Origin of the sequence: Methylocystis suflitae (assembly GCF_024448135.1) — a bacterium.
GTDB classification, from domain to species: domain Bacteria; phylum Pseudomonadota; class Alphaproteobacteria; order Rhizobiales; family Beijerinckiaceae; genus Methylocystis; species Methylocystis suflitae.
The window spans coordinates 1-15,661 of sequence record NZ_JAMRYX010000017.1 but is presented as its reverse complement, the minus strand read 5'-3'; the positions used below and the strand labels follow the sequence as shown (position 1 = coordinate 15,661).

Below are 15,661 nucleotides of genomic sequence, written 5' to 3'. Positions count from 1 at the left end.
TGCAAAGCAGGACCGGGTGAGGGCCCTCATCCGTCGTCGCTTCGCGACGACACCTTCTCCCGCATGCGGGAGAAGGGATACGCCTCTCACGTCAGTTTGTGTTCGAGCGCGATGCGCATCAGCTCCATCGGCGTGCGGGCGCCAAGCTTTCGTTTGATGATCGAGCAGCTGTTGGCGATGGTCTTGTAGGAGACTTTAGTCGCGTCGGCGATCTCCGCCGTTCCGAGCCCGCGCCCGAGCATTCGCAAAATCTCCAATTCGCGCGCGGTCAACGCCGAGAGCGGACTGGCCGCGCCGCCGCTCTTTTCGAAGGCCAGCCGGTTGGCGATTTTGGGCATGAGGAAAACGCCGCCGGACGCGACCTCGCGCACCGCCGTCAGCAAAAGATAGGGATCGTCGTTCTTCGTCACATAGCCTTTGGCCCCCATCTGAATCGCGCGCGCCGCGAAGATCGGATCGTCGTTCATGCTGAAGATGACGATGCGCGCCTGCGGATCAGCTTCGAGAATCCGCCGCGTTAATTCGAATCCGGAAACCCCCGGCAGGCCGATGTCGACGACTGTCACGTCCGGCTTTTGCGCCACGAAGACGGCGAGACCCGTCTCCGCGTCTCGCGCGTCGACCACGTCGATGTCCCCCTCGCCGGCGAGCATCGCCGCGCAGCCGGAAACGATGATCGGATGGTCGTCGACGATAAGAACGCGCATAATCTGACGTGGCTCCAAGTATCCCGGGCCTGCCGAAGGCAGGCGGCGAAACATTGCCGGCATTTGGGGCCTTTCGTAAAGTCGCACGCTTCTCTAGAGAATTTGCCCATGCTTCGAAGGCTCTCCCTGCGCCTTCGCCTGTCGCTGCTGCTCGGCGTCGTGCTTGCGCTGGGATTGGCGCTCGGCGTCGGCCTGCTCGTCGTGCATGCGGGCGCGCGCGTTCGCGCCGAAGCCGACGGCGCGACGCGGCTTGCGCGCGAACTCATAGAAGCGACGCTAACGCGGCTTGACGCCGCGCCCGATCCGCAGGCGGAGATCGCGCGACTTCTCACCGACGCGCGGCGGCTGCGCCATGTTCGCGTCACGCTCGCCGGAGAGGAAACGCCCGCTCGGGAGGACGTCGACCGCGCGCCGCAGTGGTTCACCCGGCTCGTGCTGCCAAACGACGCCGTGACCAGAATCGAAACGGGGCGCGGCGCCGCGATCATGATCGCTCCCAATCCTGCGGATGAGATCGCCGAGATTTGGCAGGAGATTGTCTGGCTCGCGATCGGCGGCGCGGGAATCGCCGCCGTCGCCTTCGCGCTCGTTTCGCTCGCCGTGTCGCGGACGCTGCGTCCGGTCGCGACGCTCGCGGAGGGACTGAAGCTTCTGGAGCGCGGCGAGCATTCTATGCGCGTTCCCGCCGACGGGTCTTTGGAATTCGTCATCATTGCCGAACGAATCAACACGCTCGCCGCAACGCTGCAACGACTCGACGAAGAAAATCGCAAGCTCGTGCGGCGCATGATCCATGTGCAGGACGAAGAGCGAAAAGATATCGCCCGCGATCTGCATGACGAAATCGGCCCCTTTCTGTTCGCGGTGCGCGCTGGCGTTGGCGCGTTGGCGCGACGGGTGACGGGCTCAAGCGCAGACCCGACACGGCTCGCCGAAGACTGCGCCCGCATCGACGCGCAGATCGCCGCCCTGCAACAGGTCAACAGGCGCATTCTCGGCCGGCTGCGTCCCGCCGCCCTCGAGGAAATGGGACTTGCCGACGCGTTGGAGGCGCTGGCGCAAGGCTGGCGCGAAACCAACCCGCAGGTCGCCATCGCACTTTCGCTCGACGGCGCGTCAGGGGACATCGAAGAAGCGACCGCGCTCACCGCCTATCGCATCGTGCAGGAAGCGCTCGCCAATGCGCTTCGGCATTCAGGCGCCAATCGAGTCGAGGTTGCCGTCAAGCGGTCGAAGGGCGCATTGCATATTGTCGTGCGCGACAATGGGGCGGGTCTCCAAGCGACTCGTTCCGCGTCCTCGAGCGGTCTCGGCTTGCGCGGTATGAGCGAACGAGTCGGCGCGCTCGGCGGCGCGCTCACGCTTGCCAACGACGCAAAGGGCGGCGCGCGGCTAACCGCGTCGCTGCCGATGCGCGAGGGCGGAGCGGCGCGTCATTGAGCGACAATCCAATCGCATGGCTGATCGGCTTGCGCGGTCGGAAACGAGATGGGGCGATCATCCGCTCTGGCAGACGCGCCGGACCGCCATGAGGGTCAAGCTAAGGGCAGGCTCCGCTCGCGGTCCTTCGCCTATCTGAGACTCAACTCGCCCGGCGTCGCTTCGCCCCTATATGCGGCTTAACGGTCGACGCACCGCAATGCACGGGGTGGCGCGTGAACTCACAACACATTGACTATCTCCCGCTGCCGCCAATCCTTTACGCGGTCTTCCTGGGCGCACTCATCGCGCTGTTCCTGCTGATCCAGTTTGGCGTGCTCCGCTATGCTTTCGGCCGCATCGGCCTGAGCTCCAAATTTGCGACGCTCCTCTTGCTCGCGTCGCTTCTGGGGAGCTACGTGAACATACCGATCGCGCACTTCTCCGACGAACGCGTCGTTCCTCAGGAGATGATCGACTTTTTCGGAAGGCGCTATGTCGTCCCAATGGTCGTCGATTGGCCAGGAATGATATTGGCCGTCAATGTCGGCGGCGCCGTTATTCCGCTGTTGCTTTCGATCTATTTGCTCGTGCGCAATAACATCTGGATCGTCGCAGCGCTTGCGACGGCGATCGTCGCTGTGGTGGTCCATTACTTTGCGCGGATTGTGCCCGGCGCCGGCATTAGCGTGCCGATTCTGGCGCCGCCATTGTTGTCGGCGGCTCTGGCGATTCTGTTGTCGCGCGAGTTCGCCGCGCCGGTCGCCTATGTCAGCGGCAGTCTCGGCACAATCATCGGCGCCGACTTACTCAATCTTGATAAGATAGAGGGCATCGGGACGCCGATCGTCTCGTTTGGCGGCGCAGGAACCTTCGACGGCATTTTCGTCACCGGAATACTTGCGGTGCTGATCGCGAGCCTGCCCTTGCGCCGGAAAACCACTGGCGTTTCGGCGACGACGTAATTCGATCGGCGCCGAGCCAACAACCCGCGTGCGAGTCAGCGTGTGCTCGACGCGATTGATCGGTTGTTGACGCCGGCGCGCAGAGCATTCGCCTTTGTCGCGCGAGTCGGGACATATTCCCGATAGACACAGGAATGCATCCGCAAATTTGCGTTATTTTTCAGAAGTGTAGCCGTCGCGCAACAGACGGGAAATATTGCCGGTTTGTCGCCTCTGGCGACTACCGGCTGCGGGCCGCGTCGATATAACTCATTCAAACATGGTTTCGAATTCCAGGTCTCTCATGCGCTTCGTCAAACAGGTCTCGCTGATCGCTCTTTGCGCCTCTCTCGCCACAACAGCCCGCGCGCAGCAGGCGCTGCCGACGATCGAGGTGGGAGGCGCGCCTCTGCGTTCGACCGCGCGGCCGCCTGTTCAGACGACGCCCTCGACCCCGACAGGTCGGGCGTCGGTGACGTCAGCGCCGGCGACGCCTGCTCTGCCGGCGTCTCCCATCGTGCGTTACGCTGTTCCAGCCGCGACCTATACGATCACTGGCAATGAGCTGCAGAACACGCGCGCGTTCAATCTCACGGACAACCTTGTCCGTCAGGCGCCGGGCGTCATCGTTAATGACGTGGCGGGCGGCCCCTTCCTGCCGGAAATCGATTTCCGCGGCTTCGTCGCCTCGCCCATCGCCGGAACGCCGCAAGGCCTCGCTGTTTATCAGAACGGCATTCGCGTCAACGAAGCCTGGGGCGACAACGTCTACTGGGACATGATTCCGAGCGTTGCGATTGATCGCTTCACGCTTGTCACCGGCAACCCGCTATTCGGCCTCAATGCCATCGGCGGCGCCGTCACGCTCGACATGAAAACCGGCTTCACTTGGCAGGGCTTCGAACTCGACGGACGTTTCGGCAGCCGCGGCCGTCGCCAAGCGTCAATGCAGCATGGTCTCATCTCCGGCCCGTTCGCCACCTACATGGCGATGGAGGCGCTCGGCGACGACGGCTACCGCCAGTTTTCCGGCGCGCACATCAAGCGCTTCTATGGCGATGTCGGCTACCGCGGCGAGAGCGGCGAGATCCACGCCAATGTGACGCTCGCCAATAACAAGTTCGGCGTTTCAGGGCCGGCGCCGGTCGATCTGACCAATCTCGACGAAAGCGCGGTGTTCACCACGCCGCAGACGATCAAGAACACGCTCTCGATGTTCGACATCAATGGCGTGTTTCAGGCGACGCCGACCTGGAAGCTCTTTGGCGACGTCCATTACCGCGCCTTCGATCAGGCGAGGGTCGACGGCAATACGACGGAATTCGAATGTGAAGTCGACGAGTCGCTATGCGAGAGCGACGCCGGCGACACAAACATCCCCAATTTTTTCAACGGACAGGTCCCGCTCGGGGCGATCGATAGAACCTGGACGCGTTCGCGCACCGTCGGCGGCACGGTGCAGGTCACGAATGACGATATCTATTTCGGCTTTCACAACAAGATCACCTTCGGCGTCAGCTACGATCATGGTTGGACCGCCTTCTCTGCCAATGAGGAGCTCGGCGTCATTCAGCCCAATCTCGTCGTCGGAGGCTTCGGCTACATTGTCGAAGAGCAGGCTACCGGCATCTCCAGCGTTTCTGTGCGTGCGGCGAATGATTATCTCGGCGTCTATGCGCTCGACTCGCTCGATCTGACGGATGATTTGAAGGTTACGGCGGGCGCGCGCTTCAATCGCGCCGGCATCGCGCTCTATGACATGAGAGGAACGACGCTGAACGGCAATGGCATTTTCACCCGCATCAATCCCGTCGCGGGCCTGACCTACAAGATACTGCCGAACGTCTCCGCCTACGCCAGCTACTCCGAGGCCAACCGCGCGCCAACCCCGCTCGAACTCGGCTGCGCCGATCCCAACCGGCCCTGTCTTATCGACAACTTCCTCGTCGCCGATCCGCCGCTGAAGCAGGTCGAGGCGCAAACGATCGAAGCCGGCTTTCGGGGGGATCTTGCCGTCCCGGCGGTCCTGCCCGCCTATGCCGACGCGCTTCCCGGCAATCTCAACTGGAGCCTTGGCGTCTTCCACACCTATAGCTTCAATGACATTCTGAGCGTGCCGAGCGCGATCAACGGCCGCGGCTATTTCACCAATGCTGGCACGACTCTGCGCCAAGGCTTCGAATCGTCGTTCCGCTACACGACCGAAAGGGTGAACGCCTTTCTGAACTACACGCTCACGGACGCGACGTTCCGCTCGACGATCGTGCTCGGCGCGCCCGATAATCCGGCGACCGCGATTTTTGGGACCGGCGGCTCCATCCTGGTGACGCCAGGCGCCAATCTAACCTCGGTGCCGCGCCACCGCTTTAAAAGCGGAATCGATTTCGCCGTTAACCCGCTGTGGAAAATCGGGGCAGACGTCGTCTACTCCTCCGGCCCATGGATTCGGGGCGACGAAATCAACATCGCCGGCACGCTGCCTTCCTATGCGATCCTCAATTTTCGCACATCCTATCAGCTTGGCCCGAACATCCAGGTCTATGGCTTGCTCGAAAATGTCACCAACACGCGCGCGCGCAGCTTCGGCACGTTTTTCGACACGAATGACATCTCCTTCCTCGCCTTCAACAATCCGCGCATGGTCTCGATCGGACCGCCGCTCGGCGTCTATGGGGGCGTGAAGATCACCTACTGACTCCAGAGGGGAGGAATGTCGCGAGCCGCTAGCCGGTTCGGCGGCGCCCGCGCTATATTGCGTGCGATGGCTTTACCAAAGGAGTCGCACATGAAGAAAGCATTGCTGTTCGGCGCGCTCGCGCTTGCTGGCGTGACGGCGCTGCCGGCGACGTCCGCGCTCGCCAAGGCGACTGGCCCCGTCGCCGCGCTCGACACGGACGACGACGGAACTGTCGATCTCAAGGAAATCAATAAGTCTGCGACTGACCTTTTTACGCGTCTTGAGAAGGACTCGGACGGGACGGTCGACATCAAAGAGCTGAAGGGACGCGTCTCGAAGAAGGACTTCAAAACGGCCGATCCGGACAATGACGGCACGCTTTCAAAGGACGAATTTCTGACGATGGTCTCCGGCCTGTTCAAGGATGCGGATCCCGACAATGACGGCACGCTCGACGCCAAGGAGCTCGCATCCAAGAAGGGTAAGGCGCTGCTGCGCGTCACACGGTGAATCGAGGAAGGCGCGCGGGCTCTGAAAAACTTGATCCCGCGCGCCAAAGCGGCCATCTAGGCAATATGAAAAGCTTGGTCGCCGCCTTCTGTTTGGTGCTTTCAGCCGCGCCGGTCGCGGCTGAAACGGTCAACGTCAAAGTCGGCGTGTTGCGCGAAGCGCACGCCCGAGAGACCCTCTCCATTCTCGATATTCCGGCCGCCGACGACACGCTCGCGGGGGCGCTGACGGGTGCAGCCGACAACAACACCACAGGCAAATTTACCAACCAGACGTTCGAGGCGATCGACGCCAAGCTCGAGGACGGCGATGACCTCGTGGCGGCCCTCGACGCGCTCCTGGACAAGGGCGCGCTGTTCATCATCGCCGATCTTTCGCCCGAACGGCTGCTTGCCGCTTCCGAGCGCGCGAAGCCGAAAGGCGCCGTGCTTTTTAATGTCTCCGCGACGGATGACAGGCTTCGCGAGGCGGACTGCCGCGCCAATGTCATCCATGTCGCGCCGACGCGGTCGATGCTCGCGGATGCTCTCACGCAATATCTCATCTGGAAGCAATGGCGCCGCTGGCTGCTCATCAAGGGCTCGCATCCGAAAGACGAACTTTTGGCGCAAGCCTTCCGCAACAGCGCCAAGAAATTTGGCGCAAAGATCGTCGAGGAACGCGTCTATGAAGACACCGGCGGCGGACGCCGCAGCGATTCCGGCTCCGTGCAGACCCAGCGGCAGATCCCGGTCCTGACGCAGAACGCGCCCGCCTATGACGCGCTCATCGCCGCCGACGAGAGCGAGGTCTTTGGCGGTTATCTGCCCTACCGCACCTGGGACCCGCGTCCTGTGGCAGGCTCCGGCGGCCTGACGCCGACAAGCTGGGACCCCTCCCATGAGCAATGGGGCGCGCTTCAGTTGCAGAACCGCTTCACCCAGACGTTCCGGCGCCTGATGAATGCGCGAGACAATGCCGCGTGGCTCGCCATGCGGATGATCGGCGAAGCCGCAACGCGCACGGGGTCCAACGACCCAGAGAAGCTCGGCCTCTATCTGCTCGGCAAGGACTTCTCCATCGCCGCATTCAAAGGCGTGCGGCTTACGCTGCGGCCCTGGAACCAGCAATTGCGCCAGCCGATCCTGCTTTCCGACGGGCGGATGATCGTGTCTGTTTCGCCGCAGGAAGGCTTTCTCCATCAAACGAGCGAACTCGACACGCTTGGAGTCGATCAGCCGGAGACGAAATGCACATTGAAGTGACGAACGCCCCCTCCCCAACCCTCCCCCGCTGGCGCGGGAGAGGGAGCAGATTCGGCCTTTCCTTTGTTTTCGCAAAAGGCCGATCGTTGGCGTCCCCTCTCCCGCGAAGCGGGGGAGGGACAGGGAGGGGGTTGTGGGTCGCGGCGCTGCTCGCAACTTTGATCGCGCCAGCCCACGCCTACAAGGCTTACGTCAGCAACGAGAAGGGCAATTCCATCACCGTCCTCGATACGGAGAAGATGGAAGCGACATCGACGGTGAAGGTCGGCCGACGTCCGCGCGGCATTGCGCTCAACAAGGACGGCTCCGAACTCTACATCTGCGCCGGCGACGACGACGCCATTCAAGTGCTCGACACGAAGACGCTCAAGGTTACCGGCAAGCTGCCCTCGGGCCCGGATCCCGAGCTCCTGGCGCTCAGTCCCGATGGCGACGTGATTTATGTCTCGAACGAAAACGACAATCTCGTCACGCTGATCGACGTGAAGAAGAAAGAAATGATCGGCGACATTCCCGTCGGCGTCGAACCCGAGGGCATGGCCATCAGTCCCGACGGCAAGCTGCTCGTCAACACCTCGGAAACGACCAATATGGCGCATCTGATCGACACGCAGTCGAAAGAGATCGTCGCGAATATTCTCGTCGACGGCCGGCCACGTTTCGCCGAGTTCAAGAAGGACGGGTCGGAGCTGTGGGTTTCGTCTGAAGTCGGAGGCACCGTCGCGATCATCGATCCAGCGAAACGCGAGTTGAAGCAGAAGATCAGCTTCGACATTCCGGCGATGTCGAAAGAGGCGATCCAGCCGATCGGCATCTCATTCACGCGCGACGGAAAACGCGCCTTCGTCGCGCTGGGGCCAGCCAATCGCATCGCCGTGATCGACGCCGAGACGAAAAAGGTCGAAAAATATCTGCTCGTCGGTCAGCGCGTCTGGCATCTCGCTTTCACGCCCGACGAAAAATATCTGCTCACCGCCAATGGCGTCTCCAACGACGTCTCGGTGATCGACGTCGCATCGCTCAAAGTGGTGAAGTCGATCCCGGTCGGCGCTTTCCCCTGGGGCGTCGTCGTGGCGCCGCAATGACCGACGCGCTCGCAATCAGAAATGTCAGCCACTCTTATGGGGCGCGCAAGGCGCTCGACGACGTCAGCTTTTCCGTCCCGGCCGGCAGCTTCACGGTGCTGCTTGGATTAAACGGCGCGGGCAAGAGCACGCTGTTCTCGCTGATCACGCGGCTCTATGCCGCGCGCCACGGCGAGATTGACATCTTCGGCCATAACGTCATGCGCGAGCCCGGCGCAGCGCTGCGCCAGCTTGGCGTCGTCTTTCAGGCGCGCACGCTCGATCTCGAACTCAGCGTGATGCAGAATCTGCTTTACCACGCAGCCCTGCATGGCATCGGCCCGATCGACGCGCGCCGCCTTGGACAGGCGGCGCTATCGCGCGCGGGCCTCGCGGACCGCGCCAAGGACAAGGCGCGCGCGCTGTCTGGGGGACAGATGCGCCGCGTCGAAATTGCGCGCGCGCTGCTGCACGATCCGCGGCTGCTGCTTCTCGACGAACCGACGGTCGGACTCGACATCAAGGCGCGCGCCGATCTCCTCGCGCTCGTTCGCGATCTGGTGCGGGAAAAGAGTCTCGGCGTCTTGTGGACCACGCATCTTGTCGACGAGATCGCCGACGACGATCAGGTCGTCATTTTACATCAGGGCAAGGTGCTCGCGACCGACCAGGCGCGGGAGATCGTCGCGGCGCAGGGCGCGGCAAATATCGGCGACGCTTTCTCGCGCATCGCCGGGATCGGTCAGGAGAAGCTTTCGGCATGAGCGAAATTGCTGCGCCGAGAGGCTTCACCCTTCGCCAATATCTCATCTGCCTCTCGGGAGTCGTTTGGCGCGAAGGCTTGCGCTTTCTGCATCAGCGCGAACGCTTCGTCTCGGCGCTGGTGCGCCCGCTCGTCTGGCTCTTCATTTTCGCGGCGGGCTTCCGGCAGGTGCTCGGCGTTTCGATCATCCCGCCTTACGAAACTTACGTTCTTTACGAGGTCTATATCGCGCCCGGCCTGATGGCGATGATCCAGCTGTTCAACGGCATGCAGTCCTCGCTCTCGATGGTCTACGACCGCGAAATGGGCAATATGCGCACGCTGCTCGTCTCGCCCTTTCCGCGCTGGTTTCTGCTCGGCTCCAAACTTCTGGCGGGCGTCGCCGTCTCGATCCTGCAGGTCTACGCCTTCCTGGTGATCGCCTATTTCTGGGAAATCGAGCCGCCGACGAAATGGGGCTATCTCACCCTGCTGCCGGCGCTCGCGCTCAGCGGCCTGATGCTTGGCGCGCTCGGCATGCTGCTGTCATCGCTGATCAAACAGCTCGAAAACTTCGCGGGGGTGATGAATTTCGTGATTTTTCCGATGTTCTTCGCCTCCTCCGCGCTCTACCCGCTGTGGCGCGTGAAAGAGTCGAGCCCCTGGCTCTATTATTTGTGCGAGGTCAATCCGTTCACGCATGCGGTCGAACTGATCCGCTTCGCCTTTTATGAGAAAGTCGAGTGGACCTCGCTCGCGATTGTCTTCGCCTACACGAGCGCATTCCTGGTCGCGGCGATCCTCGCATATGATCCAGGGCGCGGCATGTTGATGCGCAGGGGCGGTTGAACGATGGTGGATGCTGGCGTCGTCGGCGTCAGCGCGGACGATGATGGCTACGCTGAGTTGCGCGATTGTGAACGCGCCCTTCAGGACATTTGCCGTAGCAGTCCCAGCGCCCATGCCGCGCGCCATGCCTGAACCACTCGGCCTGTCCTTCGGTCCAAGGGCTCGCTGCGGCGGAATGCGGCGACAGGAGCATCGCCAGAACGATTGTCATCGTCGCTGATTTCAGCATTGCGCCCCCTCCGGCGAACCCACGCCGCGATTACTTCTTGTCCTTCTTCGTGTTCTCCGCCGCGACCTCTTCGGCGACCCCAGGCGGCAATTTGACGCCAGCGGCGAGCTGCGCGCCGAGCGCGATGGCGCGCGCTTCGGTCAATCTCAAGGCGCAATAGCCGAAATCCGGCTCGCGCGCATAGGACCGGCACACTTCCTCGCGCCAGGAGGAGAAGCCCGCCTGCTCCTTCACAATGAAGTTGCGGATCGCCTTTTCCTTCTTGTTCTGGTCGTAAAGCGACCGGAATGTGCTTCGCACCGTCTTCTCAACGCGCGCGCGGGCGCCGAGCATCTCCTCGCCCTTCTTGGGGTCGATTTCATCCGCGCTCATCCCCCAGAGTCCTTCGGGATCGGCGCGGCAACCCGCGTCCTTCAGTTCGCAGGCCTTGCCCTCGTTGGTGACGAGAATCGCGCCGTCAAGAACGTCGAATGTGAAGCCGCAGGCTGGAAATAGGATTTGATAGCGACGCAATCCGGTGTCGCTCTGGCGGGCGGCGAGCTTCAACGGCGTTCCGGCCACTTCGACTCGGCAGGCTTCGCCGGAGCGTCGCAAATCGTCCCCGACAAGCGTGAGCTTGGCGACTTGCAGGTCTGCGCCGGCCCGGGAGAATTCTATGGCGCTTCCCTCGCCGTCGCGTTTGAGAATTTTTCCGACGATCGCGTCTTCGGCGGGCGCCTTGGGCATGATGGCCGGCCCCGCGGCCGCGCCCATCTCGCCGCCAATGGACCTTTTCTTTGCTTGTCCGGGACTAGCGACCGTCCCTTCCGGAGTCGGGGCGACCGCCCCAGGCAGCACCAGCTGTGCTCTGGCTGGCGGGACGCCCGCAGCGATCAGCGCCGCTGCGCCGAGAACGCAAGCGCGACGCGCGGTCAGAGTGACAAACCCAGATCCAAACATAGCGATCGCCACCCCTCGGCCGCAGCCCGGCTCCTGCCCTTGCGGCGAGACGCGCGCTATCGAGGCGCCAGCACCATCACCATCTGCCGTCCTTCCATGGACGGTTCGAGTTCGACCTTGGCCAGCGTGGCAGTCTCAGCCTTCACGCGGGACAGAAGTCGATAGCCAATGTCCTGATGCGCGATTTCGCGGCCGCGAAAGCGAAGAGTGACCTTAACCTTGTCGCCTTCTTCGAAGAAGCGGCGCACCGCCTTCATTTTCACGCCGTAATCATGATCGTCGATGCCGGGGCGAAGCTTTATTTCCTTAACCTCGACGACTTTCTGCTTTTTGCGGGCCTCGGCGGCCTTCTTTTGCTCGGCGAAGCGAAAACGCCCGTAATCAAGAATTTTGCAGACGGGGGGCGTGGAGTTGGGCGCAATCTCGACAAGATCGAGTCCCGCCGCTTCGGCGATGCCCAGCGCCTCCGGCAATTGGATGACGCCGTGATTTTTCCCCTCGGAATCGATTAGCTGCACTTCTCGCGCGCGAATTTCCCGATTGATGCGCGGCCCTTCCTTTTGGGGGGCTGCGATGCTCTTCATTGGACGGCGAATGGATCATCTCCTTCTCTTGGCCAAAAGCCGGCCGCTGAGCCAAAGGCGCAAAACAGCGACCGCCGGACGCAGGAGTCCGGGACCATGGAACAGATTCCCACGCCAGCGCGCCAAGTCAACCTTTACTGGCCCCGACACGCTGCTTTTTGCGACGGGAACGTCGAATATTTTAAACAAAGCCCAAAATCAGCTCGTTAACTTTTTCCGGCGCGTCTTCGGGCGTCCAATGCGACACGCCTGGCAGACGCTCGATCCGCAGATCGCGAACATAGCGTTCCGCGCCGTCAAGACAGGACTCCCCGAGCGCTGCGTCCTCCAGCCCCCAGACGACCAGCGTCGGCGCATCGATCCGTTCGTCGAGGTCTTCCGCCGCCAGAATATCGCGGCCCGCGGCGCGATACCAATTGAGCATGGCGCTGGCGGCGCCCGGCGCCGCGACATTGGCGCGGTAGATGTCCATCGCCTCTTTTGAGAAAACGCCGTCCCGGCCTGCGGCCCGCTGCATCAGCCACTCCGTGCCGGCGCCGCGCCGCGCCGACAGCAGTCGTTCAGGCAGCCAGGGCAGCTGAAAGAAGGCTGCATAGGCGGACTTCAGCTTCTGTCTCCACTCCTGTTCGAGCGTGCGCCGGAAGCACAGGGGGTGCGGAATATTCAGAACGACGAGAGAGTCGATCTTCCGCAGCTTGCGAATGGCGGCGACCCAGGCGACGAAACCGCCCCAATCATGGCCGATAAGCGAGACCGAAGCGGGATTCGCGGCGTCGATCAATCCGGCGAGGTCGGCTGTCAGCGCCTCGAGCGAATAGGCGTCTTCCTCCACCGGGCGGGTCGTGGCGCCATAGCCGCGCTGATTGACCGCCCAAACGCGGTATCCGGCGGCGGCGAGCGGTCCGACGAGATGACGCCACATGACGGCGTGCTGGGGAAAGCCGTGCAAAAGCAGCGCGAGACGATCACCCGCGCCCGCCTCGAAAACTTCAAACTCTATTCCGTTCGCCGGAACGACGATGCGGCGCGCCCCCAGAAGCGTCGCCGCCGACGTCACATCTGGCCCGCTAATGCCGGGCAACTCGGACAGGGCGCGCCGCCCGCCATCGCGGCGCAGCTCTCACCGGACTCTCCGCCTGCGGCGGGTCGGGCGATGAGCGATAACTGGCGCTCGACATGGGCGCCGCCGCACGCGGGGCACTCGGGGATCTCATCGAAACGCGACAAAGTCTCGAACTGATGCGCGCAGTCACTGCAGCGATAGGCGAAAAGCGGCATTAGGCCCTCGGATCTGCCGAATTGACGATCCGCCGATTTTACTGGCCGGCGCGCCTCGCGCAAGGCGGCGATCCGACATAGGCGAGCATCCAGCGCGCCCGCCGCGCGACGGCGGGATCGCCGCACGCCGCGCGAACCCGTAGCTCCTCTCGCAAGCCTGGGTGGTTGACCTTCGCGGCCAGTCGGCAATAGCGCCGAAACTCCTGCGACGCGCGCCGGTCGACGATCGCGAGAGCAACCGCGCGCAGGCGGTCCGCCTGATGCTCGGTCAGCGTCATGCGGTTGATGAAGCGAATGAGATCGGCCTTGGCGTAGCCAGAGCCGAAAAACATCGGATCGGCTTCAAGAAAGCGAATCACGCCCTCGAGTCCACGCGCGTCGCCTGCTTTCAGCCGTTCGATATCCTCTCCGAAATCAGCCGGATAGGCGAGGCGCAATGCGTCGTGAAAGCGGGCGGTCGCCGCCTTCCAGGCGATCGTCGCATGATCTTTCTCGTCATTGCGATTCTTGAGTCGCGCGAAAGTGCGGCCGATTTCCTGATGCGCCGCGCGCGCCTCCGCCGCCCGCTCCTCGTAATTGAAGCGCCCTTTCTTACCCATACTTCTGTGAATGCCGGACTCATGAGGCGAAATATGCGTTTTGACGCACATGAAGGAGATGGCCGTGGAGGAGACGGCCCGTGCGCCCCGCGCTGGCGCGCTAGATTCCGTGAAACGATTCGGATTGGAGAAAATCGGATGACCTACCGCGCGCCGCTCGACGACATTGTTTTTGCGCTTCGCCTCGCGGCCGGCGAAGGCGCGATCGAGGCGGACGGCGTTTACCGCGATCTCGCTGACGGCGTCGCCGAACAGACGCTGGCCGAGGCGGCGAAATTCGCCGAACAGGTTCTGCTGCCGCTCGATCAGATCGGCGATCGCGTGGGCTCGACCTACGCCAATGGCGCCGTCACGACGCCGCCCGGCTGGCGAGAGGCCTACGCGCAATGGAAAGAAGGCGGCTGGAACGCCATCGCGGCCGGCGAGGACTATGGCGGACTGGACCTCCCTGCCCTGCTCAACGCCGGCTGCACGGAGATTTGGAACGCCGCCAACATGGCTTTCGCCGTTTGCCCGCTGCTCGGCCATGGCGCGATCGAGGCGATGGAGGCGCATGCCAGCGAATCGCTGAAGGACGTTTATCAGCGCAAGATCGTCAGCGGCGAATGGACGGCGACGATGAATCTGACCGAGCCCGGCGCCGGCTCCGATCTCGGATTGATGCGCACCCGCGCCGAACGCGCCGACGACGGCTCATATCGTCTCTTCGGCCAGAAGATTTTCATCACCTATGGCGAGCACGATCTTGCGCCCAATATCGTGCACCTCGTCCTGGCGCGTCTTCCCGACGCGCCCGCCGGCACGCGCGGCATATCACTTTTCCTGGCGCCGAAATTCCTGCCCGACGAAGTGGGCGGCTTCACGCGGCGCAACGATGTGCGGTGCGCCGGCATCGAACACAAACTCGGAATCCATGGCTCGCCGACCTGCACCATGATCTATGGCGATGAGGACGGCGCGGTCGCTTATCTCATCGGCGAGGAGAACAAGGGCCTCGCCTGCATGTTCACGATGATGAACAACGCCCGCCTCTCCGTCGGGCTGCAAGGCGTGGCGCTCGCCGAACGCGCGACGCAAATGGCGCTGGGCTACGCGCGCGAGCGCAAGCAGGGGCGCGCGCCCGGCGCCAAGGAGACGAGCGCGATCATCGAGCATCCGGACGTCGCGCGCATGTTGCTGACCATGGCGAGTTCAACGGCGGCGGCGCGGGCGATCTGCTACGAGACGGCCGCCGCGATCGATCGCGCGCATCGCGAAAGCGATCCGGCGCGCGCGGCGGCGGCGCATGAGCGCGCTTCTCTACTGACGCCCGTCGCCAAGGCGTTTTCGACCGATATCGCCAATGAGACGACCTCACTCGCCATTCAGGTCTTCGGCGGCATGGGCTATATCGAGGAGACCGGCGTTGCGCAGCTCATGCGCGACGCGCGTATCTGCGCCATTTACGAAGGCACGAACGGCATTCAGTCGATTGATCTCGTGACGCGCAAGATCCGCGGCGGCGACGGCGCGGCGCTCGTGCGAGAGATCGACGATATGCGCGCCATCGCGCGCGAAGCCGATGTCGCGCGCGAGGCGCTGCGCGAGAGTGTCGAAGCGCTGGCGCAGGCGAGCGCATTTTTGACGAAAGCCGAAATCGCCGGCGCGCTCGCCGGCGCGACGCCCTATCTGCGCCTCTTCGCGCTCGCGCGCGGCGTGACGCTGCTCGTCAAAGGCGCGAAGCGCGCGCAGCGCGAAGCCGATGCGAATGCGGCGCGCTACGCCGCGCTCGCGCGCTTCTTTGCCGAAAATATCGCGATCGCCGCGCCTGGATTGGCGAAAAGCGTGATCGACGGCGGCGCATCGGTGAACGAGTCGCATGCGGCGCTTGGGAAGT

Annotated in this window: 16 protein-coding genes; 9 read left to right on the top strand and 7 right to left on the bottom strand. The window is 63.1% G+C overall.

The genetic code is table 11. From position 1 onward, the window contains the following. Positions 1-86: 86 nt before the first annotated feature. Complete coding sequence (locus NEI07_RS01040; protein ID WP_256032119.1) at positions 87-707, bottom strand: response regulator transcription factor; 621 nt, start codon at positions 705-707, stop codon at positions 87-89. A 108-nt stretch (positions 708-815) separates the two neighbouring features. Between NEI07_RS01040 and NEI07_RS01035 the strand changes: the two genes are divergently transcribed. The 8 genes from NEI07_RS01035 to NEI07_RS01000 all read left to right on the top strand — a co-directional run bounded on the left by NEI07_RS01035 (position 816) and on the right by NEI07_RS01000 (position 10,156). Then, on the top strand, positions 816-2,147 hold the full coding sequence (locus NEI07_RS01035; protein ID WP_256032118.1) for an ATP-binding protein: 1,332 nt from the start codon (positions 816-818) through the stop codon (positions 2,145-2,147). Between the two features lie 215 nt (positions 2,148-2,362). After that, positions 2,363-3,091 carry a DUF1614 domain-containing protein gene (locus NEI07_RS01030; RefSeq protein WP_256032117.1) on the top strand — a complete coding sequence of 243 codons (729 nt, stop codon included), beginning with the start codon at positions 2,363-2,365 and terminating at the stop codon, positions 3,089-3,091. A gap of 283 nt (positions 3,092-3,374) precedes the next feature. Further along, complete coding sequence (locus NEI07_RS01025) at positions 3,375-5,765, top strand: TonB-dependent receptor (protein ID WP_256032116.1); 2,391 nt, start codon at positions 3,375-3,377, stop codon at positions 5,763-5,765. Between the two features lie 90 nt (positions 5,766-5,855). Beyond that, on the top strand, positions 5,856-6,257 hold the full coding sequence (locus tag NEI07_RS01020; RefSeq protein WP_256032115.1) for an EF-hand domain-containing protein: 402 nt from the start codon (positions 5,856-5,858) through the stop codon (positions 6,255-6,257). Between the two features lie 65 nt (positions 6,258-6,322). Next, positions 6,323-7,501: an ABC transporter substrate-binding protein gene (locus tag NEI07_RS01015; protein WP_256032113.1), complete on the top strand. Its 1,179-nt coding sequence runs from the start codon at positions 6,323-6,325 to the stop codon at positions 7,499-7,501. A gap of 131 nt (positions 7,502-7,632) precedes the next feature. Then, complete coding sequence (locus NEI07_RS01010; protein ID WP_256032112.1) at positions 7,633-8,586, top strand: YVTN family beta-propeller repeat protein; 954 nt, start codon at positions 7,633-7,635, stop codon at positions 8,584-8,586. Beyond that, on the top strand, positions 8,583-9,329 hold the full coding sequence (locus NEI07_RS01005; protein WP_256032109.1) for an ATP-binding cassette domain-containing protein: 747 nt from the start codon (positions 8,583-8,585) through the stop codon (positions 9,327-9,329). The genes NEI07_RS01010 and NEI07_RS01005 overlap by 4 nt, the downstream gene beginning before the upstream one ends. Beyond that, on the top strand, positions 9,326-10,156 hold the full coding sequence (locus tag NEI07_RS01000; RefSeq protein ID WP_256032107.1) for an ABC transporter permease: 831 nt from the start codon (positions 9,326-9,328) through the stop codon (positions 10,154-10,156). Before NEI07_RS01005 ends, NEI07_RS01000 begins: the two co-directional genes overlap by 4 nt. Before the next feature lie 28 nt (positions 10,157-10,184). On the opposite strand, the gene NEI07_RS00995 is transcribed toward NEI07_RS01000, so the two are convergent. From NEI07_RS00995 to NEI07_RS00970, 6 genes are all read right to left on the bottom strand, one after another. Further along, positions 10,185-10,385 (bottom strand): hypothetical protein, encoded by a 201-nt coding sequence (locus tag NEI07_RS00995; protein WP_256032106.1) that lies wholly within the window; start codon positions 10,383-10,385, stop codon positions 10,185-10,187. Between the two features lie 30 nt (positions 10,386-10,415). After that, positions 10,416-11,138: a hypothetical protein gene (locus NEI07_RS00990; RefSeq protein WP_256032105.1), complete on the bottom strand. Its 723-nt coding sequence runs from the start codon at positions 11,136-11,138 to the stop codon at positions 10,416-10,418. Between the two features lie 242 nt (positions 11,139-11,380). Then, positions 11,381-11,908, bottom strand: coding sequence for a translation initiation factor IF-3 (gene infC / locus NEI07_RS00985; protein ID WP_256032104.1), 528 nt, complete (start codon positions 11,906-11,908; stop codon positions 11,381-11,383). A gap of 181 nt (positions 11,909-12,089) precedes the next feature. After that, positions 12,090-12,989: an alpha/beta fold hydrolase gene (locus tag NEI07_RS00980; protein WP_256032103.1), complete on the bottom strand. Its 900-nt coding sequence runs from the start codon at positions 12,987-12,989 to the stop codon at positions 12,090-12,092. Next, positions 12,962-13,186 (bottom strand): FmdB family zinc ribbon protein, encoded by a 225-nt coding sequence (locus tag NEI07_RS00975; RefSeq protein ID WP_256032101.1) that lies wholly within the window; start codon positions 13,184-13,186, stop codon positions 12,962-12,964. Before NEI07_RS00975 ends, NEI07_RS00980 begins: the two co-directional genes overlap by 28 nt. A gap of 38 nt (positions 13,187-13,224) precedes the next feature. Continuing rightward, positions 13,225-13,836, bottom strand: coding sequence for a hypothetical protein (locus tag NEI07_RS00970; RefSeq protein WP_256032100.1), 612 nt, complete (start codon positions 13,834-13,836; stop codon positions 13,225-13,227). 87 nt (positions 13,837-13,923) lie between these two features. Here NEI07_RS00970 and NEI07_RS00965 point away from each other — a divergent pair. Beyond that, the coding region (locus NEI07_RS00965) for an acyl-CoA dehydrogenase (RefSeq protein WP_256032099.1) at positions 13,924-15,661 on the top strand (1,738 nt) is incomplete at its 3' end.